The 24,413-nt window shown below is 41.7% G+C and carries 29 protein-coding genes; 13 read left to right on the top strand and 16 right to left on the bottom strand.

Annotation, left to right across the window (positions count from 1 at the left end; genetic code table 11):
* Positions 1–10 precede the first annotated feature (10 nt).
* Positions 11–1,045 carry a uroporphyrinogen decarboxylase gene (gene hemE / locus EDD68_RS06675; RefSeq protein WP_132371475.1) on the bottom strand — a complete coding sequence of 345 codons (1,035 nt, stop codon included), beginning with the start codon at positions 1,043–1,045 and terminating at the stop codon, positions 11–13.
* A gap of 269 nt (positions 1,046–1,314) precedes the next feature.
* On the opposite strand from hemE, the gene EDD68_RS06670 reads away from it, so the two are divergent.
* Positions 1,315–1,818 carry an antibiotic biosynthesis monooxygenase family protein gene (locus EDD68_RS06670; RefSeq protein ID WP_132371474.1) on the top strand — a complete coding sequence of 168 codons (504 nt, stop codon included), beginning with the start codon at positions 1,315–1,317 and terminating at the stop codon, positions 1,816–1,818.
* Positions 1,819–2,026: 208 nt separating this feature from the next.
* On the opposite strand, the gene EDD68_RS06665 is transcribed toward EDD68_RS06670, so the two are convergent.
* The 5 genes from EDD68_RS06665 to liaF form a co-directional block, all read right to left on the bottom strand.
* Positions 2,027–2,497 carry a thioredoxin family protein gene (locus EDD68_RS06665; protein ID WP_132371473.1) on the bottom strand — a complete coding sequence of 157 codons (471 nt, stop codon included), beginning with the start codon at positions 2,495–2,497 and terminating at the stop codon, positions 2,027–2,029.
* 6 nt (positions 2,498–2,503) lie between these two features.
* Positions 2,504–2,923 carry a disulfide oxidoreductase gene (locus EDD68_RS06660; protein ID WP_132371472.1) on the bottom strand — a complete coding sequence of 140 codons (420 nt, stop codon included), beginning with the start codon at positions 2,921–2,923 and terminating at the stop codon, positions 2,504–2,506.
* 116 nt (positions 2,924–3,039) lie between these two features.
* Positions 3,040–3,687, bottom strand: a complete 648-nt coding sequence (locus tag EDD68_RS06655) for a response regulator (RefSeq protein WP_132371471.1) — start codon at positions 3,685–3,687, stop codon at positions 3,040–3,042.
* Positions 3,677–4,738: a sensor histidine kinase gene (locus tag EDD68_RS06650; protein WP_132371470.1), complete on the bottom strand. Its 1,062-nt coding sequence runs from the start codon at positions 4,736–4,738 to the stop codon at positions 3,677–3,679. Before EDD68_RS06650 ends, EDD68_RS06655 begins: the two co-directional genes overlap by 11 nt.
* A gap of 11 nt (positions 4,739–4,749) precedes the next feature.
* Positions 4,750–5,598, bottom strand: coding sequence for a cell wall-active antibiotics response protein LiaF (liaF, locus tag EDD68_RS06645; RefSeq protein WP_132371469.1), 849 nt, complete (start codon positions 5,596–5,598; stop codon positions 4,750–4,752).
* Positions 5,599–5,983: 385 nt separating this feature from the next.
* Here liaF and EDD68_RS06640 point away from each other — a divergent pair, with 385 nt between their 5' ends.
* Positions 5,984–6,406, top strand: coding sequence for a ferritin-like domain-containing protein (locus EDD68_RS06640; protein WP_424399156.1), 423 nt, complete (start codon positions 5,984–5,986; stop codon positions 6,404–6,406).
* A gap of 171 nt (positions 6,407–6,577) precedes the next feature.
* Positions 6,578–7,759, top strand: a complete 1,182-nt coding sequence (locus EDD68_RS06635; protein ID WP_132371467.1) for a M20 metallopeptidase family protein — start codon at positions 6,578–6,580, stop codon at positions 7,757–7,759.
* On the opposite strand, the gene EDD68_RS06630 is transcribed toward EDD68_RS06635, so the two are convergent.
* From EDD68_RS06630 to EDD68_RS06620, 3 genes are read right to left on the bottom strand one after another with little or no spacing between them, the layout of a single operon-like run.
* Positions 7,756–8,466, bottom strand: coding sequence for an EcsC family protein (locus tag EDD68_RS06630; protein ID WP_132371466.1), 711 nt, complete (start codon positions 8,464–8,466; stop codon positions 7,756–7,758). The genes EDD68_RS06635 and EDD68_RS06630 overlap by 4 nt on opposite strands.
* Positions 8,467–8,525: 59 nt before the next feature.
* On the bottom strand, positions 8,526–9,761 hold the full coding sequence (locus EDD68_RS06625; protein WP_165902085.1) for an ABC transporter permease: 1,236 nt from the start codon (positions 9,759–9,761) through the stop codon (positions 8,526–8,528).
* A complete protein-coding gene (locus tag EDD68_RS06620) occupies positions 9,754–10,497 on the bottom strand; it encodes an ABC transporter ATP-binding protein (protein ID WP_132371464.1) in 744 nt (247 codons plus the stop codon). The genes EDD68_RS06625 and EDD68_RS06620 overlap by 8 nt, the downstream gene beginning before the upstream one ends.
* Before the next feature lie 411 nt (positions 10,498–10,908).
* On the opposite strand from EDD68_RS06620, the gene EDD68_RS06615 reads away from it, so the two are divergent.
* The 3 genes from EDD68_RS06615 to EDD68_RS06605 all read left to right on the top strand — a co-directional run bounded on the left by EDD68_RS06615 (position 10,909) and on the right by EDD68_RS06605 (position 12,497).
* A complete protein-coding gene (locus EDD68_RS06615; RefSeq protein WP_132371463.1) occupies positions 10,909–11,334 on the top strand; it encodes an HIT family protein in 426 nt (141 codons plus the stop codon).
* A 140-nt stretch (positions 11,335–11,474) separates the two neighbouring features.
* Positions 11,475–11,996 carry a tryptophan transporter gene (locus EDD68_RS06610; protein ID WP_132371462.1) on the top strand — a complete coding sequence of 174 codons (522 nt, stop codon included), beginning with the start codon at positions 11,475–11,477 and terminating at the stop codon, positions 11,994–11,996.
* 138 nt (positions 11,997–12,134) lie between these two features.
* Positions 12,135–12,497: a YtxH domain-containing protein gene (locus tag EDD68_RS06605; RefSeq protein WP_132371461.1), complete on the top strand. Its 363-nt coding sequence runs from the start codon at positions 12,135–12,137 to the stop codon at positions 12,495–12,497.
* A 180-nt stretch (positions 12,498–12,677) separates the two neighbouring features.
* On the opposite strand, the gene EDD68_RS06600 is transcribed toward EDD68_RS06605, so the two are convergent.
* The 3 genes from EDD68_RS06600 to EDD68_RS06590 form a co-directional block, all read right to left on the bottom strand.
* Positions 12,678–13,601: a glycine betaine ABC transporter substrate-binding protein gene (locus tag EDD68_RS06600; RefSeq protein WP_132371460.1), complete on the bottom strand. Its 924-nt coding sequence runs from the start codon at positions 13,599–13,601 to the stop codon at positions 12,678–12,680.
* A gap of 68 nt (positions 13,602–13,669) precedes the next feature.
* Positions 13,670–14,542, bottom strand: coding sequence for an ABC transporter permease (locus tag EDD68_RS06595; RefSeq protein WP_132371459.1), 873 nt, complete (start codon positions 14,540–14,542; stop codon positions 13,670–13,672).
* Positions 14,535–15,731: a quaternary amine ABC transporter ATP-binding protein gene (locus EDD68_RS06590; RefSeq protein ID WP_243646780.1), complete on the bottom strand. Its 1,197-nt coding sequence runs from the start codon at positions 15,729–15,731 to the stop codon at positions 14,535–14,537. Before EDD68_RS06590 ends, EDD68_RS06595 begins: the two co-directional genes overlap by 8 nt.
* Positions 15,732–16,027: 296 nt before the next feature.
* Here EDD68_RS06590 and EDD68_RS06585 point away from each other — a divergent pair, with 296 nt between their 5' ends.
* The gene (locus EDD68_RS06585) at positions 16,028–16,522 is read left to right on the top strand and encodes a GbsR/MarR family transcriptional regulator (protein WP_132371458.1); all 495 of its coding nucleotides are present in this window, start codon (positions 16,028–16,030) and stop codon (positions 16,520–16,522) included.
* A 43-nt stretch (positions 16,523–16,565) separates the two neighbouring features.
* Here EDD68_RS06585 and EDD68_RS06580 read toward each other — a convergent pair whose 3' ends face one another.
* The 3 genes from EDD68_RS06580 to EDD68_RS06570 are packed head-to-tail and all read right to left on the bottom strand — an operon-like array spanning position 16,566 to position 19,664.
* Positions 16,566–17,561, bottom strand: coding sequence for an ABC transporter permease (locus tag EDD68_RS06580; protein ID WP_243646777.1), 996 nt, complete (start codon positions 17,559–17,561; stop codon positions 16,566–16,568).
* Positions 17,548–18,492, bottom strand: coding sequence for an ABC transporter ATP-binding protein (locus EDD68_RS06575; protein WP_207902551.1), 945 nt, complete (start codon positions 18,490–18,492; stop codon positions 17,548–17,550). The genes EDD68_RS06580 and EDD68_RS06575 overlap by 14 nt, the downstream gene beginning before the upstream one ends.
* A gap of 11 nt (positions 18,493–18,503) precedes the next feature.
* Positions 18,504–19,664, bottom strand: coding sequence for an NEW3 domain-containing protein (locus EDD68_RS06570; RefSeq protein WP_132371456.1), 1,161 nt, complete (start codon positions 19,662–19,664; stop codon positions 18,504–18,506).
* Between the two features lie 192 nt (positions 19,665–19,856).
* Between EDD68_RS06570 and EDD68_RS06565 the strand changes: the two genes are divergently transcribed.
* From EDD68_RS06565 to EDD68_RS06555, 3 genes are all read left to right on the top strand, one after another.
* Positions 19,857–20,429, top strand: coding sequence for an RNA polymerase sigma factor (locus tag EDD68_RS06565; RefSeq protein WP_165902084.1), 573 nt, complete (start codon positions 19,857–19,859; stop codon positions 20,427–20,429).
* Entirely contained in the window at positions 20,422–21,120 is a 699-nt protein-coding gene (locus EDD68_RS06560) for an anti-sigma factor family protein (RefSeq protein ID WP_132371454.1), read from the top strand. Before EDD68_RS06565 ends, EDD68_RS06560 begins: the two co-directional genes overlap by 8 nt.
* 79 nt (positions 21,121–21,199) lie before the next feature.
* Positions 21,200–21,733, top strand: a complete 534-nt coding sequence (locus tag EDD68_RS06555) for an HTH-type transcriptional regulator Hpr (RefSeq protein ID WP_132371453.1) — start codon at positions 21,200–21,202, stop codon at positions 21,731–21,733.
* On the opposite strand, the gene EDD68_RS06550 is transcribed toward EDD68_RS06555, so the two are convergent.
* The gene (locus tag EDD68_RS06550; RefSeq protein ID WP_132371452.1) at positions 21,730–22,074 is read right to left on the bottom strand and encodes a DUF1878 family protein; all 345 of its coding nucleotides are present in this window, start codon (positions 22,072–22,074) and stop codon (positions 21,730–21,732) included. The two genes, EDD68_RS06555 and EDD68_RS06550, sit on opposite strands and share 4 nt — an antisense overlap.
* A 389-nt stretch (positions 22,075–22,463) precedes the next feature.
* Between EDD68_RS06550 and EDD68_RS06545 the strand changes: the two genes are divergently transcribed.
* The 3 genes from EDD68_RS06545 (at position 22,464) to EDD68_RS06535 (ending at position 24,349) form a co-directional block, all read left to right on the top strand.
* On the top strand, positions 22,464–22,985 hold the full coding sequence (locus EDD68_RS06545) for a DUF3267 domain-containing protein (RefSeq protein WP_243646776.1): 522 nt from the start codon (positions 22,464–22,466) through the stop codon (positions 22,983–22,985).
* A gap of 111 nt (positions 22,986–23,096) precedes the next feature.
* Entirely contained in the window at positions 23,097–23,276 is a 180-nt protein-coding gene (locus tag EDD68_RS06540) for a hypothetical protein (protein WP_132371450.1), read from the top strand.
* 212 nt (positions 23,277–23,488) lie between these two features.
* On the top strand, positions 23,489–24,349 hold the full coding sequence (locus EDD68_RS06535) for a peptidylprolyl isomerase (RefSeq protein ID WP_132371449.1): 861 nt from the start codon (positions 23,489–23,491) through the stop codon (positions 24,347–24,349).
* Positions 24,350–24,413: the final 64 nt, after the last annotated feature.

Here is a 24,413-nt window from a genome sequence, read left to right as displayed (position 1 = left end):
TCTTTTTTTTTTACGATTGTTTCGTATAGTCATGAATAAATGCGGTCAGGCGTTTTAATGTTTCCGGTTTGATTTCTGGAAAAATCCCGTGTCCAAGGTTGAAGACATAGCCCGGCTGTTTCATTCCCTCATCCAGAATCGCTTTTACGCGCTTTTCAATTACAGGCCAGTCAGCTAATAAAACAGCAGGATCTAAATTTCCCTGCAATGTTTTCTGAATTCCCATGTTCCGTGCTTTTGGAATAGACGTTCTCCAGTCAATGCCAATGACATCAACCGGCAGATCATTCCACTCTCCCAGCAGGTGACCGGTGTTGACACCAAACATGATCGTGAAAGCCGGTTCATCTTTTAATGCTGTAAAAATACGGTTCATCACTGGCTTAATGTACATGCGGTAATCTTCTGCACTTACCGCTCCAATCCAGGAATCAAATACCTGAACGGCACTGGCACCTGCTTTGATCTGGGCTTTCAAATAGCGAATGATCATATCACCAAGCCTGTCCATCAGAGCCTGCCACAATTTGGGTTCTCCATACATCATGGCCTTCGTTTTATTATAATTTTTCGATGGACCGCCTTCGACCATATAACTGGCAAGGGTAAACGGTGCACCGCTAAAACCTATCAGAGGAACATTCAGCTGTTCCTTCGTTAACATTTCAATCGTTTTCAATACATAAGGCAAATCATTTTCCGGGTCCAGTTCCCCGAGGCGTTCCACATCTTCCATGGTACGGATCGGATGATCAATAACTGGACCGATTCCAGCTTTAATTTCTACATCTACCCCAATCGGCACCAGGGGGGACATGATATCCTTATACAAAATGGCTGCATCTACCCCATACTGTTCTACAGGGAGTCTGGTGACATACGCACACAGCTCTGGATTATGCGTGATTTCAAAAAGGGAATATTTTTCTTTCAATTTTCGGTATTCAGGCTGAGACCGTCCGGCCTGGCGCATATACCAGACAGGTACATAGGGTGTCTCTTCGCCTTGAAACGCTTTTAACATCGTATCATTAAACGTTGTCATGTAAGTCTCACCTTTCATTCCATCGCACATATTCTTTACCAATAACACTATAAACGAAAACAGACGGTATGTATAGAAAAGAGTCAAGATTTTCACGAAATTGTCTTATTATCTGTGGTCGGAAGAGCCATGGTCCCCCACAGACAAAAAATTTGAATCTCTCATATGAATGTCCGGTAAAATAGATGTAAACATTATATCCTTACTCATTATAGACCATTCAGGTCTGACCGCAAAATCATCTTTTTATCAGGAAAGGAGTCATGCTAATGAATGTGCATATGACATACGGAACTGTTTCGTATTTATCCTCCATCCGTCAAAAACATCCCGAAAAACCAATTCTGATCCTTCAGGATGGAGAGAAGGGTCTTGCCTATTACGAAGGGGATGACAGTTCAGTGTTTACAGAAGGACATGAATATGAAACCGTCGATGATACAGGGGAAATGCAAGAAAGCGGTTTTGTGATCATGAATCATATTCCGGTCACCGATGAAGGACGGCCCATCTTTGAAGATCGTTTTAAAAACCGGGCAGGGAAGATTGAAAGCATGCCGGGGTTTCAGGCTATACGCGTTTTACGGCCAAAACAGGGCAATACATATATTTTGCTCACTCAATGGAAGGATCAAAAAAGCTTTGAGAACTGGAAAACATCCCAGTCATTTCAAAAAGCCCATCAACATTCACGCAACAGCAAGGGACCTTCTTTTAGCGCCGGGCCATCCTATGTTACCTCCTATGTGATGGTTGAACCCACTGATGTTTAATGGGAAGGACAGCCCGACGATGATGAATAGGTAAAGAGGCTGGGAAAAAACCAGCCGTTACAGAAATGAGCTGGGATATATGTGATCAGATCAACAAGCATCAAATTTGAGTCTGTCACAATCCTGCACACAGAGGGATTGATTGTCCCGGCTTCTTCTGCTCCTGTACAAATTCTATTTCCCGATTCAGACTGGCTATGAATCCCGTTTAGCCCAGCACCTCTGTTTCCAAAAACAGACGGAACACGTCTTCTTCATTTTCACCTTCCATCCGTGCCGCTTCTTCTCCGTTTTCAAAATGAATCAATGTCGGTGTACCATTAATCCCATATTCATCCCAGGCCTCTTCAAATTCAAGGACATTCAGTTTTTTCAAATCAATGTCATATTCTTCCGCAAGGGGCACTAATATCGGAGTGACACGCTGACAGTGAGGACAGGTAGGACTGTAAAAATAGACCGTGACATCTTCTCCATTACTCAGCTTTGCTTCCAGTTCATCAGGCAATATCTGATTCTGATATAACGGGTCATCCAGCTGTTCGATCGTTTTAGGATGCAAGGTTTCCTTACCATAAGGGTTGCCTTCTGAAGCTTCTTTATTTTGCATCTGCACAACAACAATTAAAATGGCAAATAAAGCAACAATCACTGCACCAAATATCAATATCTTTTTCAAGGGATTTCAACTCCTTTTACCTTTTAATGAAAGCAAATGAGCGGTGACAATAATAGTAAACGCCATCAATGACAGAAAAGGAATGGTGATAAATCCGAAATAGTTAATATATTCTGTGGTACATGGCACCACTCCGCAAAAGCTGTCTGTGTCTGTTACATCCAATTTCTGTGTCATGTAATGATAGGCTGCAATTGGGATACCGAGCACTGCCAAAATCAAGCCGGGAATCGCAATCTGTGCATTTTTTTTGACGATGGCCGTCCCGTAAATGATCACGAGCGGATACATTAGAATACGCTGGATCCAGCATAATTTGCAGGGAATAAAATGCATAATTTCTGAAAAAAACAAGCTTCCCAGAGTAGCGATCAATGCCTGTCCCCAGGCAATCATGAAAAAGGTTTCCATCCGTTTATTCAACATATGACAGTCTCCTTACTCTCATATAAACACTCACTGAACAAAAAAATCAGTCAACTTTGATTGTACCCATTGACTGATGAGAAGGCAAATGATTTTGCCCTATGTGTTTATCCATTTTATGACTGATCCCGCATGATTCCGTTCCGATGAGCATAAACCGCCGCCTGGGTTCTGTCCTGAACCCCCAGTTTACTTAAAATGTTGCTGACATGGGTTTTGACCGTTTTAATACCTATAAAAAGATGTTCACTGATTTCCTGATTGGTCATGCCATTTCCAATGCAGATCAGTACTTCCAGTTCCCTTTCTGTTAATGATTCATGGGGTTTCTTCTCTTGAAGCCGAAAGCGGTTCATCATTTTGCCGGCCACCTTAGGTTCAATTACATTCTCCCCTCTGGCCGCTTTTTTGATGGCTTCAGCTATTTCTTCTGCGGATGAAGTTTTCAACATATAGCTGAATGCCCCGGCTTCAAGAGCAGGAAATACTTTTTCATCATCGTAGTAGCTGGTTAGAATAATGATTTTACACTCTGGATGGAAGGACAGTATTTTTTTGGTCGCTTCGATCCCATCCCCATCTTCCATCATTAAATCCAGCAATACCACATCCGGCCTTGCCTCGCGAACCACTTCAACCCCTTTTCTGCCGCTTGATGCCTCCCCGGCAATTTCGAGGTGATCTTCTGTTTGCAAATAGGTGATCACACCTTTACGCACCACATCATGGTCATCGATTACAACCACTTTAATTTTATTCCCCATGCTCATCACCTTCTAGTGGAATTTTAATATTAATATATGTACCTTCGCCCACTTTGGAGCGTATGGCAAAGCTTCCTCCCAGTTCCTGCGTCCTTTCCTTCATGGACTTTAATCCATAAGAGGTCTTATTCTCCAGCTGTTCATTTACCTTAAATCCCTTTCCGTCATCATGAATATATAATGACACTTCATTACTTCTGCGTTTCACAGCAATATGCACATGCTCCGCACTGGAATGGCGAAGAATGTTCGAAAGCGCTTCCTGAACAATCCGAAATAAATGTTCTTCCTTTGACCGGGATAATCCAAGTTCTTCCCCGATCTCCAGCTTAAATTGAATCTGACATTTCTGTTTTAATTCATCAACTAATTTTGTCAATCCGGACTGAAGGGTTTCGCCTGATAGATGGACCGGTCTTAAATGCAGTAATAATGCCCGCATTTCGGTCTGGGCCTGGAGAGCAATCTGTGCAATCTCCTCCATCTGCTCCCTGGCTGTTTCAGGATTTTTTTCTAATAGTTTTACCGTCGCCTGGGACATCATGGTTAACGCAAATAGCTGCTGGCTGACTGCATCGTGAAGATCCCTTGCCAGACGTTGCCTCTCTTCCATGGTCGCTGCCTGGCGTGCTTTTTTGGCATAATCCGATTTTTCCTCAGCCATTCGCTGCAGGGAGCGAACTTGATCCTGAAGTTTTTGCGCAAGTTCACCTAACTTGTCACTGATGAGATCGATTTCATCTTCCCGTCTTTCCCCGTAGATTTTGGCATTATATCGTCCCTGGCTCAGCGCCGAAATCAAAATCGATATCCCTGTAAGGCGGTCTTTAATATCGCTTGAATATTTATAACTGATATACACAGAAATCGGGGTCATAATGCCGGCCATAAGCAATATATTGAGATAAATGGCTGGAAGCGTTAACCAATCCGGCTGAAAAACGGAAAAGACAAAAAACAAGGTAAGTGCGATAATCAGCAATGAAAAATAGATCGTATGAAGATGCGCCCGAATAAAATGAAACCGAATGCTATTAATCTTTTTCAACATAAGCAAAACCCCTATAATTGATTCACTTGAATATCGCCTACTTGATAATGCATATAAATGGTCAACTTTCTTGAAGCTTTATCATAATCGGGGGTCTGATAAACCAATTTTCGGTTTAAACCGTCCGCTTTCTGATCGAAAATCTGAATATCTCCCACATTTGTCCTGGCTTCTATGCGAAATGCCAGATCTTCCGGTATCAGCATCCGTACATCGCCCACCCAGCCGCGTAATGAAATAACCGTTTCCTTATCCGGAATATAGGCTTTAGTAAAATCAAAATCAATATCCCCTACACCTGTCCAGAGGTCCATCGGCTCCACAACCCAGTTTGCATCTGTAAAATTGTAATCTCCGATAAATGACTTATATTTCGATGAATCTTTAATGGCTTCTTTTTCTTTTTCAGGATTCACATGCTTTTTGACCTGCTCTTTGATTTCCTCTGGGTCCAGGTCAATGGTAACCTGTCTGCCTTTTTTACTCGTTATGATCCTCTGTTTTTTTCTTTTTTTGTTTTTAAAAAACAGATTGACACCGATATAGATAAACAAAAGGGGCCATAGCCTCCAAACGTCACCGAGACGAAAATCTAGCATATTGAAGTTTCCCATCCAGATCAACGAACCATAGATAAGAAAAAAAGAACCTACTTCCCAGCTGCCGTCCGACCTGGGCTTGAAATCATTAATAAAAATGTTCCATCCTAAAAGCACAATAAATATCGGCCAACTTTTTAAAATAGCATCAGACAGATCTATTTCCAGGGAAATGATATTGAGGTTAGACAGGATTAACAATATCCCAGTACCAACCAGCAGTAATGCAATCAGACCTCTGAATATGCTGTTTATTTTCATTTTGTTCACCCTTTTTATAACCTTCTATTAAAGATTTGACACTTTCCGTCAATTTCCTTCTCCCTGCACATTCTCACTATATCCGAATCGAGGAATTATATTGAATAGCAAAACAGAACCCATCGAAGCAAAAGTTCCTCCTATCAAGATGATGCTCCAAATACTTGTCCTTCCTCCTGTTTGTCTGACAGCATGATTAATTTTATCATAATGGAAACAGCTATTTCCCATAACAAGCCTGAGAAGGTTTTGTCCTCAGTCTCCAGACGGAGATCATGGCATGACATCCAAAAACCTGCATAGATGATCGTTTAATCCGTTGAAGTTAAGGGTAATGTATTAAAGAAAAATATTTGGGAAAGGGTGATCAACATTGGACGAAAGCATGAAAAAACTGGTTGATGGACTAAACGAAGACCTGGCCAATGAATACGCAGCTGTCATTATGTATACGTATAATGCTGCAGTTGTTTCCGGATTGTACCGGCAGGTGTTAAAACCATTTTTTGAAGGTGAAATTGCTGATGAGAACGCACATGCCCTTTATCTAGCTGAAAAAATTAAAACCCTGGGGGGAACTCCTACCACGAGACCAAAAGATGTTCAGCAGTTAAATGACGTGAAAGAAATGCTGGAGGCTGCCCTCCATGCTGAAAAAGATACGATTCGCCGGTATGAGGAACGGAAAAAACAGGCTGAGGAACTTGGGTTAACAGAACTAGTCGTGAAACTGGAAGATATGATTGCAGATGAAACCCACCACAAAGAAGAAATGGAACGTCTCCTGTCTGATCCCAGACTTCAATAACCTCTGTCAGGCTAAAGTGATGAGATCAATCATCCAGAGGGGTTTACCTGAAATCGGGTAAACCCTTTTTTAATGGCTAAAATAACGGCCAAACAACATATACATAGGGATACAGACACGATTCATGTTACCTGTTATAATGATTCCAGACAGGAAGAAGGAGGATGAGAAATGTGGGACAACGTGAACCGGACCATTGATTCTTTATATGACGAAATGGTTGAAAATCGGCGCTATCTTCACCAGCACCCAGAATTGTCTTTTCAGGAAAAGAACACATCTGCATTTATTGCCAAAAAATATGATGAATGGGGGATTCCGTACCAAAAGAATATCGGAGGATACGGAATTGTTGCAACCCTTAAAGGAGGAAAGCCCGGGAAAACCGTTGCATTGCGTGCTGATTTCGATGCCCTTCCCATCCAGGAGGAAAATGATGTACCTTATAAGTCAACGGTCCCGGGGGTCATGCATGCTTGCGGTCATGATGGGCATACAGCTGCCCTTTTAGGTCTCGCAAAAGCCATGCTTCCCTATCAGGAGGAACTTCCGGGCAAGGTCGTATTCCTTCATCAGCCGGCAGAGGAATATGCTCCGGGGGGAGCAAAACCCATGATTGAAAATGGTGCCCTCGATGGAGTGGATGCAGTTTTTGGTACCCATTTATGGATCAATGCACCTGTGGGAGTGTTGCAAACGTCAAAAGGCGCCTTTATGGCTGGTGCCGACCGTTTTGAGATTACCATACAAGGTAAGGGAGGGCATGGTGCCATCCCCCATGAAACAAAAGACGCCATTCTCATCGGTTCTCAGCTGGTAACCATGCTTCAGCAAATCGTCAGCCGCCGCATCGATCCGCTGAAAACAGCTGTTGTCAGCGTAGGCACCTTTGAAGCCGGCCAGGCTTTCAACATTATTGCCGATACGGCAAAGATTACCGGTACAGTACGGGTATTCGAGCCTGAGCTTCAGGATTTGATTATTCAAGAAATGGAAAAAATCATTCAAAGTGTTTGTCTTCCCCATGAAGCTGAATATGATTTCCATTACGCTAAAGGATATCCACCTCTCATCAATCATCCCGGGGAAGCAGATATCATCCTAACCGATTGCAAACAGGTGGAGGGCATCGTAAAAACGGAAGAAATCGAACCTGTCATGGCTGGAGAAGATTTCGCCTATTATTTAATGGAACGTCCCGGCGCTTTTTATTTTACAGGTGCACAAAAAGAAGGGCACGTTTATCCTCATCATCATCCGAAGTTTGACTTTGATGAGCGTGCCCTTCCATTAGCAGCTAAAACGCTGCTTCATGCTTATCGGACTTATCAGGAAAGAAACCGGCATAACTAGGGATCGAATAGGCGGAGGCGGTACATATTCATCGCTGTCTCCGCCAGTTCATTTAACAGTTTCGAGTTGGCCCAGGCCCCAACCACTGCCCCAAAGCCCGGGATCAGCTGCAGCATTTTGATCAAGTCAATCGTGTCTCTGTATTCCAGCTGAAGGGTTTTCCAGTCCACATCTTTCCACACCGTCACTTCCTTTTCCCAGTTTCGCAGGGTCTTGAACACGTGTTTTCTTTTCTCGTCACTGGAAAACGCAAGCATAAACACATGCAGTAGATACATTTTTTCTTCATATTGATCAACGTCGTATCCATATATACGCGCTGTATCAAACAAAAATTTCATTTTGATGCTTAACAGCATGGGAAAATCTGCCATTCCGAGCAAAATCCCCCCTGCTCCGGTTCCGGCGCCTTCAATGGCTGCTGTCCGTCTATATTGAATCTTCCGCCTGGTGATTTCCTCCTCCCGTCGCTTTAAATCCCATTCCGGGTCAACGTGTAAAGGATAAATATACGAAGAACCCGTCAAAGACAATTCAATCATTTTCCTTATACTCTCTGTAATGACATCATGGACTTGATCCGGGATTTTTTGATTGATTTTCGTCTGAATTTTTTTTGATGTTTTTTGGATCAGGGAAGAATTTCTCTGAATCTTCTTTTCCCACCGCAATGCTTCCCGTAAAACTTCCTGTTCATAATTCGGCATGAATGCGCTCCCTCTTTCTCCCATTTCACACTTTATACGTTATATAAAAATGAATGGTTTCAGCGATTATTCAGTGACGAACCCATGTGTCTCTTTTTCCAGTAAGTAAATGAAACCGTAATGGAAAGCCCGCTGAGCACAAGAAAAATCAACAGATGCTGAATCCCTTCCGCAAAATAAAGCACAATGCTCAACATCATTCCTTTTAAGGACTGGAGTTTCAAAATCATTTTAAACAGGGCCTGTTGTCTTATAGATTCATCAATTGGATATAAATCAAGCCAGATCACGGTCCGGTGATGATGCCACAAGGTCAGAAGCTGAAATCCGCTTATATACATGAATAACAGCCCAAAGACATATTTTAGCCAGAGATTTTCCACCCAGAGCATAAAAAAGATGGCCAAAAGCAGCAATCGGATGTACAAGCCAATATAATCACTGCTTCGGATCAATGTCATTCCATATAAATAAGAAAAGGTACTGTCCTGTTTATGGGGGATGTATTTGGTCAGAGCAGAAACGAGAAAAGTACGTTTATTTACTTTTGGTCTGACATGTGGAACATCGGTAAATAGGTTGGCCAGACGGTAAAAACTCTGCATTCTTGCCTGTTCTTTTTCAATGAGCAAATCCCATAAAATGATCTTTTGTCTTCCGGCAAAATAATAATCGAACAGCAATATTCCGAAAAACATAACGGTAGTCATGCTCACATACCAGAAGGCATCCTTCTGAAAAAAGAAAAAGATGGTCATCACTGTAAGAAAAAAACGAATCCCATGATCAATGTAACGGGTCATGGAGTCCCTCAGCTTCAGCATCCACCATGAAGCAATCATATTCCACCCCTTATAGACCAGCAGCAGCAAAAACAAGTAGAACAACGTAGAACTGCCCCGCTCCGTATAAACCGCCAGATACAGTGGACTGAAAGCCGCCAGTACGAATACGAGAACATAGATTTGAATAATGAAACTGTAAATCATACTGTTGCGGAAATATATTCTTAACTTTTGCTCCACTGGCAGTAAAAATACGAGATCGGCTTCTTGTAACAATGTACGGACCGGACTATATGTCGTCACAGCGCCCAGGACAATAGCCATGATCCAGTCTGCTGGAAAATTGGCCGGGATATCCTGAAGCCATTGCTGATAATAATAGGCAAATACGGCAATAAAAAAAAGCATAGCAAAGGCCAGGTGATCGTTAAACATAAATCGCAAATAGCGGCTTGTTTCTTTTATATGAGCATTGAGCCGTTTTTTCCATAATTCGCCTGGATTAAACATGAACATCTTCCTTTGTCAGCTGGATATAAATATCATCTAGAGTCGCCCGTGGCATCGAAAATTGTTCCCGTAATTGTTCCAGAGTCCCCTCTGCTCTTACCCGGCCTTCATGAAGAATGACTAACCGATCACAATACCGTTCAGCTGTAGCCAGGATATGGGTCGACATTAAAACGCCAGCTCCCTGGTGTTTCATGTCCTCCATTCGTTCCAGATACGAACGGATTCCCAGCGGATCAAGCCCTACAAAGGGTTCATCCACAATATAAAGCGGCGGCTGTACCAAAAATGCACACATAATCATGACCTTCTGCCGCATCCCCTTTGAAAAATGAACGGGAAACCACTTCAGTTTTTTCTCCAGACGAAATTCCTTTAATAAAGGCCCAAGCCTTTTTTCAAAAACTTCTTCAGGAACATCATAGGCCATGGCAGTCAACTTTAAATGTTCATAAAGGGTTAGCTCTTCGTACAATACAGGCATCTCCGGTATGTAGGTAAACTGTTTCCGATAGTCATCCGGCTGATCGGCAAATGAGATGCCATTAATGGTAATGGAACCTTTTTTTGGTTGCATTAATCCGATAATATGTTTAAGGGTTGTACTTTTTCCTGCACCGTTTAGCCCAATTAATCCAACAATTTCTTCCGGTTTCACCTGGAAAGATATATCATGAAGAACATTGGTTTTCGTATATCCGCCTGTTACATGGTTCATCTCCAATAACTGGTCCATTTCATTCCCCTCTTTCTCCTTTCATCATCTAAATTTTAACATTTATTTTCTTAAAAACAAACGGAGATTTTGTGTATAAATCGTTCTCTATGGGTACACAATAATTCATGAAGGAAACGGGATGGTACAGGTTGACAAAAAAATAACCGATGCAGGTTAAATGTTTGAAATGGGGTGTCTGTGAAAGACAACTTTTCCCCGCTTGTTCTCTAATGCAATAAGTGGATCGTTAACATTCGCATATGCGTTGGTTCAAACATGAATTCAACGTTTCCCCATCTCAGTGCAATTTGACATTCCCGTTTTCCTTCGGGCAGAGTACGAATGATTTCGTACTCTGCTTTTTTTCCTTTACAATCCAGTTGTTTCCTATATACAATGAAATAAACATCTTTTCAGGGAGGGTATTAGATGAGCGATTGTATCTTCTGTAAGATCATTGAAGGTGAAATTCCATCAGCTAAAGTTTACGAAGATGAAGATGTATTGGCGTTTCTCGACATCAGTCAGGTCACGAAAGGTCATACACTGATCATCCCCAGGAAACATTGTAGAAACATTTATGAAACAGATCCTGAAGTGGCTGAGGCAGTATTTTCAAGGGTTCCTAAAATCGCAAACGCCATCAGAAAAGCATACAGTCCCCGTGGAATAAACATTTTAAATAATAATGAAGAATTTGCCGGTCAAACCGTTTTTCATTTACATATCCATCTGATTCCTCGTTATGATGAACAGGATGGTTTTGGCGCAAAGTGGGTTACCCATAATCACGACTATAATCCTGAAGACCTGCAGCAAATTGCTGCACATATCGCAGCACATGTCAAAAACTAAAGGCATAACGTTTTTGAAAAATTCTTGAACAAATCATTAGATTTGTTATAATAAGTTTATACTTCCGCAATCGGCAATAGAGAGCACGGTTGGGAAGTAAATCCAGTTTGAGTTTAGCTCAGTAGAGGAGAGATGAGTCAATGAATATTCGTATTTTAGCTGTATTGTCGCTGCTTGTCGGGATTGGAGCCGTTCTGCATGCGGTAGTTCCACCAGTATTATTTGGGATGAAACCGGATATGCTTCTGTCTATGATGTTTTTAGGTATCCTGTTATTCCCTAAAGTGCCATATGTTTTGCTCTTATCCCTTGTTACCGGATTGATTTCAGCACTGACAACTGGATTTCCAGGCGGACAAATTGCAAATATGATCGATAAACCGGTTACTGCTTTCATATTTTTGAGTTTATATTTACTATTCAGAAAAGGAATAAAAAGTCAATATCTTGCACCGGTTTTAACAGCTGTTGGCACGATGACTAGCGGCGCCGTGTTTTTGTCTGTAGGGCTTTTTATAATCGGTCTTGCAGAAGGCAGTTTTGCTGCACTGTTTACAGGCATCGTCCTGCCTGCAACAGCAATGAATACCGTCTTAATCGTGATTGTTTATCCGGTCGTTCAGGCGATTGTAAAAAGAAGCCCCATTATGACCCAATCTTAATGGAATGAAATCGGTGTTGAGCATAAATACTATAACAAATACCCTTGCGGCATTCGCAGGGGTTTTTTTGCCTTCACATACTAAACAATTCATGGAATACCCGCTATAATGAAGATAGAAGCAGAAAGGAGAATAAAGATGGCGAAAGGAAAATCACTGGCAATTGGATTTGTATTCGGCAGTCTGATTGGTGCAACTACAGCTCTTCTTACTGCCCCCTCATCAGGGGAGGATCTTCGCCGCAGGGCAAGGGAGCAAAGCGAAAAATTAAAGGAAACCCTTTTTGAGCTCAAAGAGCAGAGCATGGAATTGACAAAACAATTATCGAAAACTTCAAAGGAAGGAGCAGCACTTTTAAAGGATTTAACGGATGACGTCAAACAGTCGGTCGAAAACTGGAAAGAAACCATCGAACCCCATCAGGAAAATATCCAGGAGCATTTACAAAAAATTGAGGAAAGTCTGAAAGAACTGGAAGAAAAAATGAATAATAAAAAATAAAGCAACCAGGTAGATCCGAAGTTTCACTGGATGACCCCTGTGCTGGCGGTTACCTTCCTGTTGAACAGGAGAGAAAGAGCTTCTGTACGTCAAACACTGCATTACAGGGAGACTGTTCAGAAAAATGGACAGGTCTGCTAAAGGCAAACATGAAAAAGCGGCCGATTCGGCCGCTTTTTGTTATTCAACCCCTTCGAGCCATTCCTGTACTTTTTCTTGATTGTTTTCAATCCAGGCTTTGGCTGCATCTTCAGGTGATGTTCCGTTTTGGATTTCAAGCATCACGCTTTCCATGTCTGAAGCTGTCCAGTTAAATTGATCGAGGATCTGATAGGCTTCAGGCATATCTTCTTCCAGCCCTTTGCGCACCATGGTTGCAATGTACTCTTCTCCGCCAAATACGCCCTCTGGATCTTCGAGATATTTCAGGTCATATTTCGCGAACTGCCAGTGTGGTGTCCATCCCGTTACAACAATCGGCTTTTCATCTTCAATTGCTTCTCCTAAAACCGTTGCCATGGCTCCGCTGGAAGAGGTCTGTACTTCCCATCCATCCAGGCCATAAACGTCAACTGCTTCCTGGGACGCCTTTACAACCCCGGAACCCTCTTCAATACCAGTGATTTTTTGATTCATCGCATCAGCATATTCTGAATCTTTCAAGTCGGCGATGGAATCAATGTTCATGTAAGAAGGAACGACAAGGCCAATTTTAGCGCCTTCCAGGTTTTTCCCAAGGTCCACTAAATCATCTTTGTATTCCTCGTACAGGTCACCATGTGTTCCTGGAAGCCAGGCTGCTACCATGGCATCTGCATCACCATTTGCGATGGACTGCCACATAAACGTATTGTCAAGCGGGGTTACCTTCACTTCATATCCTTGCTGGCGAAGAACTTCTGCAATCACATTGGTTGAAGCAATTTCAGAATCCCACTCTACGTAAACCAGCTCAATTTCTTTAGTCTCTTCTGCAGCATTATTTCCATCTGTTCCGTTTTCTTCATTGGTTCCATTATCACCACCAGAACCACAGCCTGCAATAATAAGTGACAGCAATAAAATAACTGCCATTCCTGGATGTTTAAAGGTAAACTTAAACATAACGATCAATCTCTCCCCTTTAAAAATTTTTATAGTGAACTTTTCGCAATGAAAAGTTACAAACACCTTTAAGCATTTTCTCCCTTTTGACGATTTAAATTTTGTGTGAACCTATCAATAATGATTGCCAGAATTACAATTCCCATACCTGCTACAAAACCTGTCCCTACATCAGCACGCTGAAGAGAACGGATGACTTCCCGACCAAGTCCCGGTGCACCAATCATTGATGCAATCACGACCATAGACAGCGATAACATAACGGTCTGGTTGATTCCGGCCATGATCGTTTTCTTGGCCATAGGAAGCTCCACTTTAAACAGGCGCTGATAAAATGTGCTTCCGAAGGCCTCTGATGCTTCCACCAGTTCCACAGACACCTGGCGAATGCCCAGATTGGTTAAACGAATTGTTGGAGGCATTGCAAATATTAAGGAAGCAAATACACCAGGAAGCATTCCGATACTGAAAAAAGCGGCAGTTGGAATCAAATAGACAAAAGCAGGCATCGTCTGCATCAAATCCAGTATAGGAGTAACCATATTTTGAACAATATTGCTTTTTGACATGACAATTCCTACTGGTATACCGATGATGACGGCGAAAAAGCTTGAAACCACAACCAGCGTAAAGGTATCCATTAACTGCGGCCACAGCTCCTGATTATAGATAAAAATGAGTCCAATGACGGAAAAAGTGGCCAGCCCGAACCTTTTGCCGGTCAGGAAAAATGCCAGCACAGCCACTATGATCATCACAATCAGTGGCGGTATTTGCTGTAAAAGACCGCTGACATCCTCTAAAAAAGGACCAAAATGTTCTTTTACTGGTTCAAAGAAAAAGGAAAATGTCTCCTCGATCCAATCCGTAAAATCACTGACCGGATTGGCAATTGGAATTTTGGGTATTCTGTCTAATATATTTAACACCTGGTCAAGCATTTTCCAGATTCACCTCACTGCCGGCCAGTGCTGCAATCACTGACCCTCTAATAATAATGCCACGAAGTTTTCCACCTTCGACTACTGCAACTGGTACAGGAGAATCGTGGATCAAATTGAAAATCTCCTGCATGGACGTATCCAGTGAAACCTGTGGTACATCAGTACTTAAAATCTCAGTTAAATCTTTAATCCCTTTCTTTTTTGCATCAAGGGCCGCATCTGCTGTTATATATCCTTTTAAGTTACGCTGGCGGTCAACCACATAGATGCTGGATAGCCCCTCTTCCCGCATCCGTTCAAGGGCAACACCCGGACCATGTTTTTCTATATTGATTGTCTCCGGACGCTTCATGATGTGTTCAGCCGTTAAAACTTTCGAACGATCCACATCCTCGACAAATTTCTCAACATATTCATTGGCCGGGTTTACCAGAATTTCTTCAGGTGTTCCAATTTGAACAATCGATCCATCTTTCATCAGGGCAATCCGGTCACCAATCCGCAGGGCCTCATCAAGGTCATGGGTAATAAACAGAATGGTTTTTTTCATGCGTTCCTGAAGATCCAGAAGTTCATCCTGCATTTCTTTGCGGATAAGCGGGTCCAGAGCTGAAAATGCCTCGTCCATCAAGAGCACTTCTGGGTCATTGGCCAGTGCACGGGCCAATCCGACCCGTTGCTGCATTCCTCCGGACAATTGGGATGGGTATTGATCGATGTATCCGCCGAGCCCAACAAGTTCAAGGGCATCTTTTGCTTTTTTCTTTCGCTCTTCCTTATCCATCCCTTGAATTTCCAGACCATATTCTGCATTTTCTAATACGGTTCGGAATGGGAATAAGGCAAATCGCTGAAAAACCATACTTAATTTTTCCCTGCGAATCTGTCTTAATTCCTCTTTGCTCATTTTCGACAAATTTTTTCCATCCACAAAGATATTACCCGATGTCGGTTCAATTAACCGGTTAATCAGGCGAATAAGGGTTGATTTACCACTTCCGGACAATCCCATAATGACGAAAATTTCCCCCTCATTGACTTCGAAGGTCGCCCGATTAACCCCAACTGTATTTCCGGTCTTTTTTAAAATTTCATCTTTGGAATAACCTTCTTCGAGAAGCTTTAACGCTTCTTTTGGTCTTTTTCCAAATACTTTGGTTAATTTCTCTACCTTAATAACCGGCACAAAATCCACCTCTCTATTCTTAAAAGCTCCTGCCAGAGCTTTTATAATTTCGTTGTTCCCGCTTATCTTTTGCAATGCCTTTATAACTATATCTGTTTTAAACATAAATCACAAACTGAAAAAACCTTTGAAATAGAATATATTTTTTGTACAGTTAAAACTGTACGAACTTAAGATATGCTATTCTTTAAAATGCTTGGATTTCCTTTTGAATCCTCCCCTTATTCCCGTTTCCATTTCATTCGCTGTTTTAGTAACCTTTAGTTAGCAATTGTTTTGAAGGAGGCCGCTGCCACATGCCAGCTAAAAACCAGAAAACTATCGATCAACTATTAACCCAGGCCATTACTGAATTTTCGAAAACCCTGGAACTGTTTGGTTTAACCCCAACAGAAGCAAGACTATTTGTTACCCTTTATATTCAAAACAGGCCGATGACTCTGGATGAAATGAGTGAAGCACTCGGAAAAAGCAAAACGGCTATGAGCAATGGCATACGCAGTTTGCTCGATTTAAATCTGGTAGAACGAGTGTGGAAAAAAGGGGTCCGGAAAGATTTATATCAGGCTGAGGATCAGCTGTTTCGAAAATTTATGGTCTCCTATACACAGAAGTGGCTCGACTCCGTTGACAGTCAAAAACAGACACTCCAGCAAATTGAAAATGAACTCAATGAATCAATCCCATCAACCGAAAATCAAGATTTTCACCAATTATCTGCCCGCATCCAGAACATCATCCGTTTCCATCAACTGCTGGAAGATTCATTTCACCGTATCAATCCGAATTAGCAACTCCTATGTTACAAAAAAATCCCCGGAAATCCGGGGATTTTTATGAACGTATTTCCTGGCGCATAAAAATCAGGTAAGAGATGGCAAAGCATACAAGAGCAGCTGCCAGAATCCCCATCACCTGGGGCCAGATCATCGTTAAACTCTGGATCAAATCCAGCGGTGACGGTACATACCCCACCATCTGCTCCATTGAAATGGGGCCAAGGGGACGAAAAGACGGTGTTAAAAGAACCATGGTGATCTCTGAAAACAGATAGTTCGGAGATATTCTCATTAATGACGTGAGCAACTCCTGGTTTTGCTGCTGATTTTCAACGGTCTGGAATAACTGATCAGGCATAGATGCATTGACGATCAGGTTAACAATGATGGTGTAAAACACCGTAAAAAATAACCATACAGCAATTCCTGCCAGTGCTGATGTTGCCGCCTGCTTAAACCGTATTGAAAACAAAATGGATAAACTCAGCCAGAAGGATATATAGATCATGATCATAACCAGGTAAGCTGTTACCCTGATAAATTCTCCAAAGCTCGGTGGAATTCCCATAAACATTAATCCCAGACCGATCACCAGAAACCCCAGGAAAAAGATAAAAACGGAAATAATAATCAAAGCAGCCAAAAATTTGGCCAGAATGATCGAATCCCTTGGGATTGGCTGGGACATCATCCGGATGAGGGTATTTTTATTACGCTCACTGTTAATCGCATCAAATCCCATGCCAATTCCCAGCAACGGGCCCAGGAAACTGACAAAGGTGATAAAGGGATACAGGGTTCCTTCCTCATCGGTAATGGTCAGCATCTGTAAATAGAGGAACCACTGATCTGCATCTTCAATGGACGATGCTGCATCCCGGATCGTAGATAATGCGGTATATAAAGAGCCCAGAGTCGTCAGTAAAATAATGCCCATCAATATGTTAAAACGAAAACTTTTCATGTGATCCGTCATTTCTTTTCTTACCAGAGTCCACAGAGGGTGATTGACAGCCTCCACAACTCTTTGTTCCAGCCTATGAAGATCCAAGGGTTTCACCTCCCTGGAAATATCGCTGATAAATCTCATTCAGCCCATAGGAAACCTTTTCTAGTGAAAATAAACGGTATCCTTTTTCTATAATGAACCGTGCCAGTTCTCCGTTGTCCGCCTGTTTAAGATCAATGATATATGTTCCGTCTGACTGGGGTACAACAGACTGAACACCGGGAATTTTATTCAGTTCTTCCTCAGGATTCTGGCTGGTTGTACCTATTTCTACTTTATATTGTACAGAATAATCATCAAACAACTGTTTTTGCAAAGATTCCATGTCACCCTGAGCGAGCAGTTTACCCTTCACAAATAGGCCCACCCGGTCACAGATCTGCTGAACTTGATGAAGCTGGTGGGAAGACAGCAGAACAGTTAATTTCTTTTCCTTGCTCAACGTGCGGATCATTTTTAAAAATTCCTGAATTCCTTTTGGGTCGATTCCGAGGGTAGGCTCATCCAGAATGACTACTTCCGGGTCTTTCATCAGAACATCAGCAAGCCCCAGGCGCTGCCGCATTCCACGGGAATATTCCCCCGCCTTTTTATTGGCGGCATCCTCAAGACCCACCTGTTTTAACAGGGACAGAGCCCTCTCCTTAGCCATATCCTCTTTTAATCCGTTTAGTCTCGCTGTTAATAAAAGATTTTCTAATCCTGTCATATCTTCGTAAAATCCAACATCATCCGGCAAAAAACCGACCCGTTTTTTTACCTCAATCGGCCTTGTGGTTGCATGAATTCCACCTACATACACTTCTCCTTCAGTTGGTTCAGTCAGACCCAGGAGCATATGAATGGTAGTGGACTTCCCTGCACCGTTCGGTCCCAGGAGGCCAAAAATCTCCCCTTTTTTGATTTTAAGATTTAATCGGTCGACTGCTTTCACTTCTTTATACTGTTTGGATACATTTTTGAGTTCAATCATCGTTGTCACCGTTATCTCCTCCCATACTTGCGGACGAGGAAGATCATCCCGGCTATGACCACACCGATCATCAATACTCCAACCCATCCCCAGAGCATTGAAGTTTTTACACTGATTCTAAAGCTGGCGTCCGAAGATATTTCAGGAGATCCTGCTGACATTTCTACTACATAGTCTCCGGCAATAGCATTGTCGCTGGCCGTTACCCTGGCTTTTACAGTTGCTGATTCCCCGGGTTCAAGACTAGTGATATTGGCGGGTTCAAATTCTACATTCCACTCGGGAGGGGTATTGCTGCTCAATGAAATATCCGTTAAACTGCTTGTTCCTGTATTTTTTACTTCAAGTTCGATCACTTTGTCTCCGCCAGGGGTTATATCACTGCTTAAACGGCCGTCCGGCGTGGTCAACTCCATTTCATACGTTCCGGTCACCACTGCCTCAAGGTTGACTTCTGCTTCAGTGCTTCCGGATGAAGCCATTATTGGGATTTCATACTCTCCCTGTTTAACTTCCTCAGAAGGCGTAATTTCAACAGCCATTTGTTCCCTTTGATTGGAATCAACGGTTATACTCGTGACCTTTTTTCCGTCTGTTTCAAATTCTACATTCCATCCCCTTGGTGCATTTGCACGGAGCGAGTAGTGCTGTTCCTCCGCTGTACGATTATAGATCTCCAGGTCATAGCGAAATGTTGAATCAGCATCCCCTTCCATATTCGGCTGATCTGTCGTTAATTCTGTTTTGAACACCCCCTGCTCATTCACATCGATCGTCACTGGAAGGGAAGTCACAACACCTGCCTGGTCTTCCGTTACGATGTCAAACGTATATGAACCCTTTTCTACCTGCAGTGGAACTTCGACATCGATGGTTATACTCTCTGAACTACCTGGTTCAACCGCTAAACGATTAATGGCATATCCATCTTTTGTCACACTATACGACCAGTTTTCAGGCATGTCTTCCAGACGAATCTCAAGATTCTTGATTTCGGTTGATTGATTGTTGATGGTTACGTTGTAGTTCATTGTTTCTCCCGGGGTCAAGGAAATTCCCGTATGGGGTGTAAAAATGGAGATCCCCGCTGCCGCATTCATCGGCTGCGGCGAAAGTATGATGAACAATAATAGGAAAGAAAATAAATAAGGAAGACGTTTTTTAGTATACATGTTGATTCCTCCTCATTTCACCTTTTTCTTTTAAATACGAAAGAAGGGGCAAGCTGGATTTAAAAAAATCTTTTTCTAACACAGATCAGGCATATGCACTTGTCAAAACTCTTTCATGCTGGTATATCAATAAATAGGGCATTGTTAAAATTACGGCAGGATTGCAACTCCATAGCCAAAGGAGTGAAAAGCATGTCATATCAATCAGATGAGCAGCTGATTGAGGGGATGAAGAAAGGATCAATAGAGGATTTTCACCTTTTTTATGAAAGGCATATGGTATTTACATACAAAATCGTCTATTCCCTTCTTAAGAACCGAGAAGAGGCTCAGGATATCTGCCATGACCTGTTTATTGAATTTTTCACAAAAGCCCATACCTATAACCCTGAAAAGGGAAGTGTAAAGGCGTGGATAGCTGTCAAAGCTAAAACCAGGACGATCGATTATATTCGCAGGAACAAAAAAATACTGCTCAAACAGAATATGATTTACAGCAATGATGTTGCACCTGAATCTGTTGAGGATGTAGCGGTCACCCGCATGGAAAGCATGAAGATGAAAAACCTGTTAAAACAGTTGCCCGAAAAGCAGCAGGAAGCCATCATTTATAACTATTTTCAATCGATGACGCATCAGGAGATTGCCGATAAGCTCGGCAGGCCCCTTGGGACGGTCAAATCTCTGATTCGGTATGGATTGCAGAACTTAAAGAAAAGTTATTTTCGTGAATCCTCTAACAGGCGGAGGGGACGATATGACTAAACATCTTTCAGAGGAAACCATTATTGATTTCATTGAAAAAGAATTAAACGAACAAAAAGCCAATCAAGTTTATGCTCATCTTCAGTCCTGTGAATCCTGTAAAGAGGCATTTGATTACTGGAAGGATCTGTTGAATGCTGATCTTGTTGTGCCTGACTCGCATAAAGATCAATTATGGAGAAAAATACATTCTACATTGTTGAAAAAACATACCCGTTCCTATACCTGGATTCATCGAGGCTTAACAGCGGCAGTCGTCAGCGTGCTATTTTTCGTAATCGGGTATTCCATTGGACACCAGAATCTCCAGAAGACGCCTTCTAATTCTGCCAGAACCGAACAGGGTACCTTTGTGATTGATCAGGAAACTGAAATTTACGATTTGATCAAAACAAACACAGGAAGCAATCATGGTTATGCCTGGTATAATCCGGTCAATAAAGAAATGATTGTTTACATCCAGGACTCAACCCGCCATTCAAATCAACCTTATTACCTGGAAATCCACACCAACCATGCGACAATTAATTCGAAGCCTGTATTGCCTGAAAACGGAAAGGTTCAATTATATATTAAAGATCGTCAACTGGAGCAATTTTACCGGATAATTTTAAAACGAATGACCGAGGAACATCAGGAATCCTATGATTTCCGTTTTATTCCTGCAACAAATCACACTTTGTCCCCATAAAAGTTTCATAAAAGCTTTATTCCTGAATAGTTTACTGGCATAATAATAAAAAAGAGTTATTGATGAGGAGTCGATCTATGTGAAGAAAAGCAGTGAAGAATTTTCTATGAAAGAAGCGATTCTCTACAGCCATAAAATGGCCCAGCTCAGTAAAGCTTTGTGGAAGGCCATCGAAAAAGACTGGCAGAACTGGATTAAGCCCTTTGACCTTAACATTAACGAACATAGCATTTTATGGATTGCCTATCATCTCAAAGGATCAAGCATTTCTGAAATTTCCAAATTTGGTATGATGCATGTTTCTACAGCATTTAACTTTTCAAAAAAACTTGAAGAACGCGGACTCCTGACATTTTCTAAAAAAGAAACGGACAAACGGAATACGTATGTGGAATTGACCGAATCAGGCAAGGAACTGCTCCTGGAAACCATGAAATCCTTTAATCTTGATAATAACCGAATTGTAAACGGTTCCATTCCTCTTTTAAATTTGTATGGAAAATTTCCAGAATTTTTAGACTTGCGAGCGGTCGTCAGGGAAATATACGGAGATGAATATATGGAAATATTTCATCGCTCCATAGAAGGGATTGAACAGGCTTATGAGGACTAATTTTCTTCCCTTTCTAAAATAGCCAGAAATTCCCCCATTAATTCCGGGAAAACTTGTTCTGTTTTCATCGCCTGAATGGTTTCGTTGGGGTCTAATTTTTCATGAAGCATCCCCGCAAACTGTACAAGCAGTGACGTAAAGTCCAGCATCCCTTCTTTTTTTTGCGAGCGGTATTTTTCATTTAGGTCCCGTACCATGTCAATAAGCTCCCTGTATTCAGAAGGCGATAGCCCCCTTTGAATAATAAGTCTGGTAAAGGGATAATGACCCCAGTCCATTACATTCATTAGTAATTCCATTTGAAATTTTACCGTTTCAAAGGATTTACATTTCTTCTCCATCCCGCAACCCTCTTTAAAATAAAATAAATTTTACAAATACCTATTGATTTATTTTTTAAAACAGCGTATCATTCCAGAGTAGTTTTATATAAAAACCTGTTATTGCTACAAAGACTATCGGACAGATTTGCTGGAAAAACTTCTTCTCTATATCAATAGATTGTACTATATTTCTGCTAAAAAAGATAAATATGAAGAAAAGCTCGTTGCACTCGTTTACCCTGCTCTGGACCTGCGGCTACTGCCTGTTCATAAGGTGTTCCAAAGCAGCCAGAAGGATGGGTGCCGGCAGCTGGTCGGAAAAAGAGGAACCGAACGTTTGACAATTCGACGAGCACTTAAGTCTGACAACACAAAAGGGGGAGCTCCGGATGAACTGCTGGAAAACTGTGAACATTCAAAGGGATGTTGGGCAGGGAAGAGTATATTTGTTATCTTTGATTTCTGGTATGCTTGCATTTATTTTTTTATTTCTGCCATATTCGATTCTTCATCTCGAAGCAGCGATTAAAGATCCTGGCATATGGCTTATTGCATTAATTATGCTAACACTGCCATTCCTGCATAAAATTGCACATATCGCTTCGCTTGGACTTTTAAATAAACGGATAAAAATCAAATGGGAACGAAAATACTGGCTGATTCCTTTTTTTTCTTATCAGATGTTGACGTCGCTATCTAAAAAGACATCGATTATAATCTGGCTTGCACCTACGATATTCATTACTGTTCCGTGCCTGATTCTGGCCGTTGTTTTTCCGGCTTATTACCCGTATCTGCTCATTTTTGCAGCAGTGAATATCGGCTTATCCTTTTCAGATTTTATTTATATCAAACAATTTTTGCAGGCGCCCAAAAAATGTATAATTGAAAATGCCAGGGACGGTTATGATATACTAATCAAAGACTAGCACCCTCTCAATTGGGTGCTATTTCCCTATTTTTTGAATACAAATGATACTGTTCAATTTTCAGTTTTTTTGGTACAGTAAATGGTACAGGTACATAAGGAGGTTTCTGTTGTGGCAGTACTTTTTGTCCCATTTGCCCTATTCATTTTATTCATATTTAATGCCATGACTTACCGTTTTTGCACGAAAGCAGAGATGTCCAATGAAAGACAAATCAAAGTGTTCCGGACTATCAATGTATCGATCACTATCCTTTTGATTTCCTCATATCTCGAAGTGTTGTACACATAATCCGGGTGTCATGTTCCTAATCAAGAGCAGGACACCTGTTACTTCTTTATATGTTCCAGAAAGGAAATCGATTTATTTTTTCGTCATGTTCCATATTGGGTAGACCATAATGAATGGTGTTGAAAGCAGAAATGTCAGGAACCATTGTTTTATGTTATATTAGAGAAGTCCTTTCCTTAAAACGTAAAAACCAATTAGGAGTGATAAAAGATATGAAAAAATTCATCTTAGCAGTGACTGTTGTGATGGGTGCAGCGGTACTTTCTGCCTGTAATGATAACAGTGACAGTACGAAGGATGGGGAAATTGTGGCAGAAACAGAAGCCGGGGCTATTACAAAGGAAGAGTTTTATGAAGAAATGAAAAAACGGGTTGGTGAAGACTTGCTCCGGGAAATGATTGTAAAAAAAGTACTGGAAGACAAATATGACATTCCTGATGAGGAAATTGATCAGGAAGTCGAACAGATTAAAGAACAATATGGCGAACAATTTGAAGTCGCACTTTCCCAGAGTGGCTTTAAAGATGAAGAGGATTTCCGAAATGCCATCTACTTCAATAAATTACAGGAGCGGGCAGCCATTGAAGATATTGAAATTCCAGAGGAAGATATGCAACAATATTATGAACGTATGAAACGAGAAATCCAGGCAAGCCATATTCTGGTCGAGGATGAAGAAACTGCTCTTGAAGTCATTGAAAAATTAAACAACGGCGAAGATTTTGCAGCTCTCGCAGAAGAATATTCCCAGGATGGATCAGCCTCTAAAGGAGGGGATCTTGGATTTTTTGGCCCCGGGGATATGACAAAACCATTTGAAGACGCCGCCTATCAACTGGAAATTGGTGAAATCAGTGAACCTGTTCAATCTGATTATGGCTGGCATGTCATTAAGGTGACGGATGAACGTGAAGCTGAAGATGTGGGCACATATGAAGAAGAAAAGGAACAAATCCGGGTACTGCTCGCCAGGGAACAGGTCGACCCCCAGGCCGCACAGGAAAATATGGATGAAATGATGAAAGAAGCAAACATTGAGATTAAAATTGAAGAATTTAAAGATATGTTTTAAAGGTGCCAGAGAATGAACCCCCCTGCTGCAGATCATTCAGCAAGGGGGGTTTCATTCAGAGATT

Source organism: Melghiribacillus thermohalophilus, assembly GCF_004342905.1.
In the GTDB taxonomy this organism is placed as follows: Bacteria; Bacillota; Bacilli; order Bacillales; family Alkalibacillaceae; genus Melghiribacillus; species Melghiribacillus thermohalophilus.
Note: the sequence above shows the minus strand (reverse complement) of the source record. Positions and strands in the feature narration are given on the sequence as shown.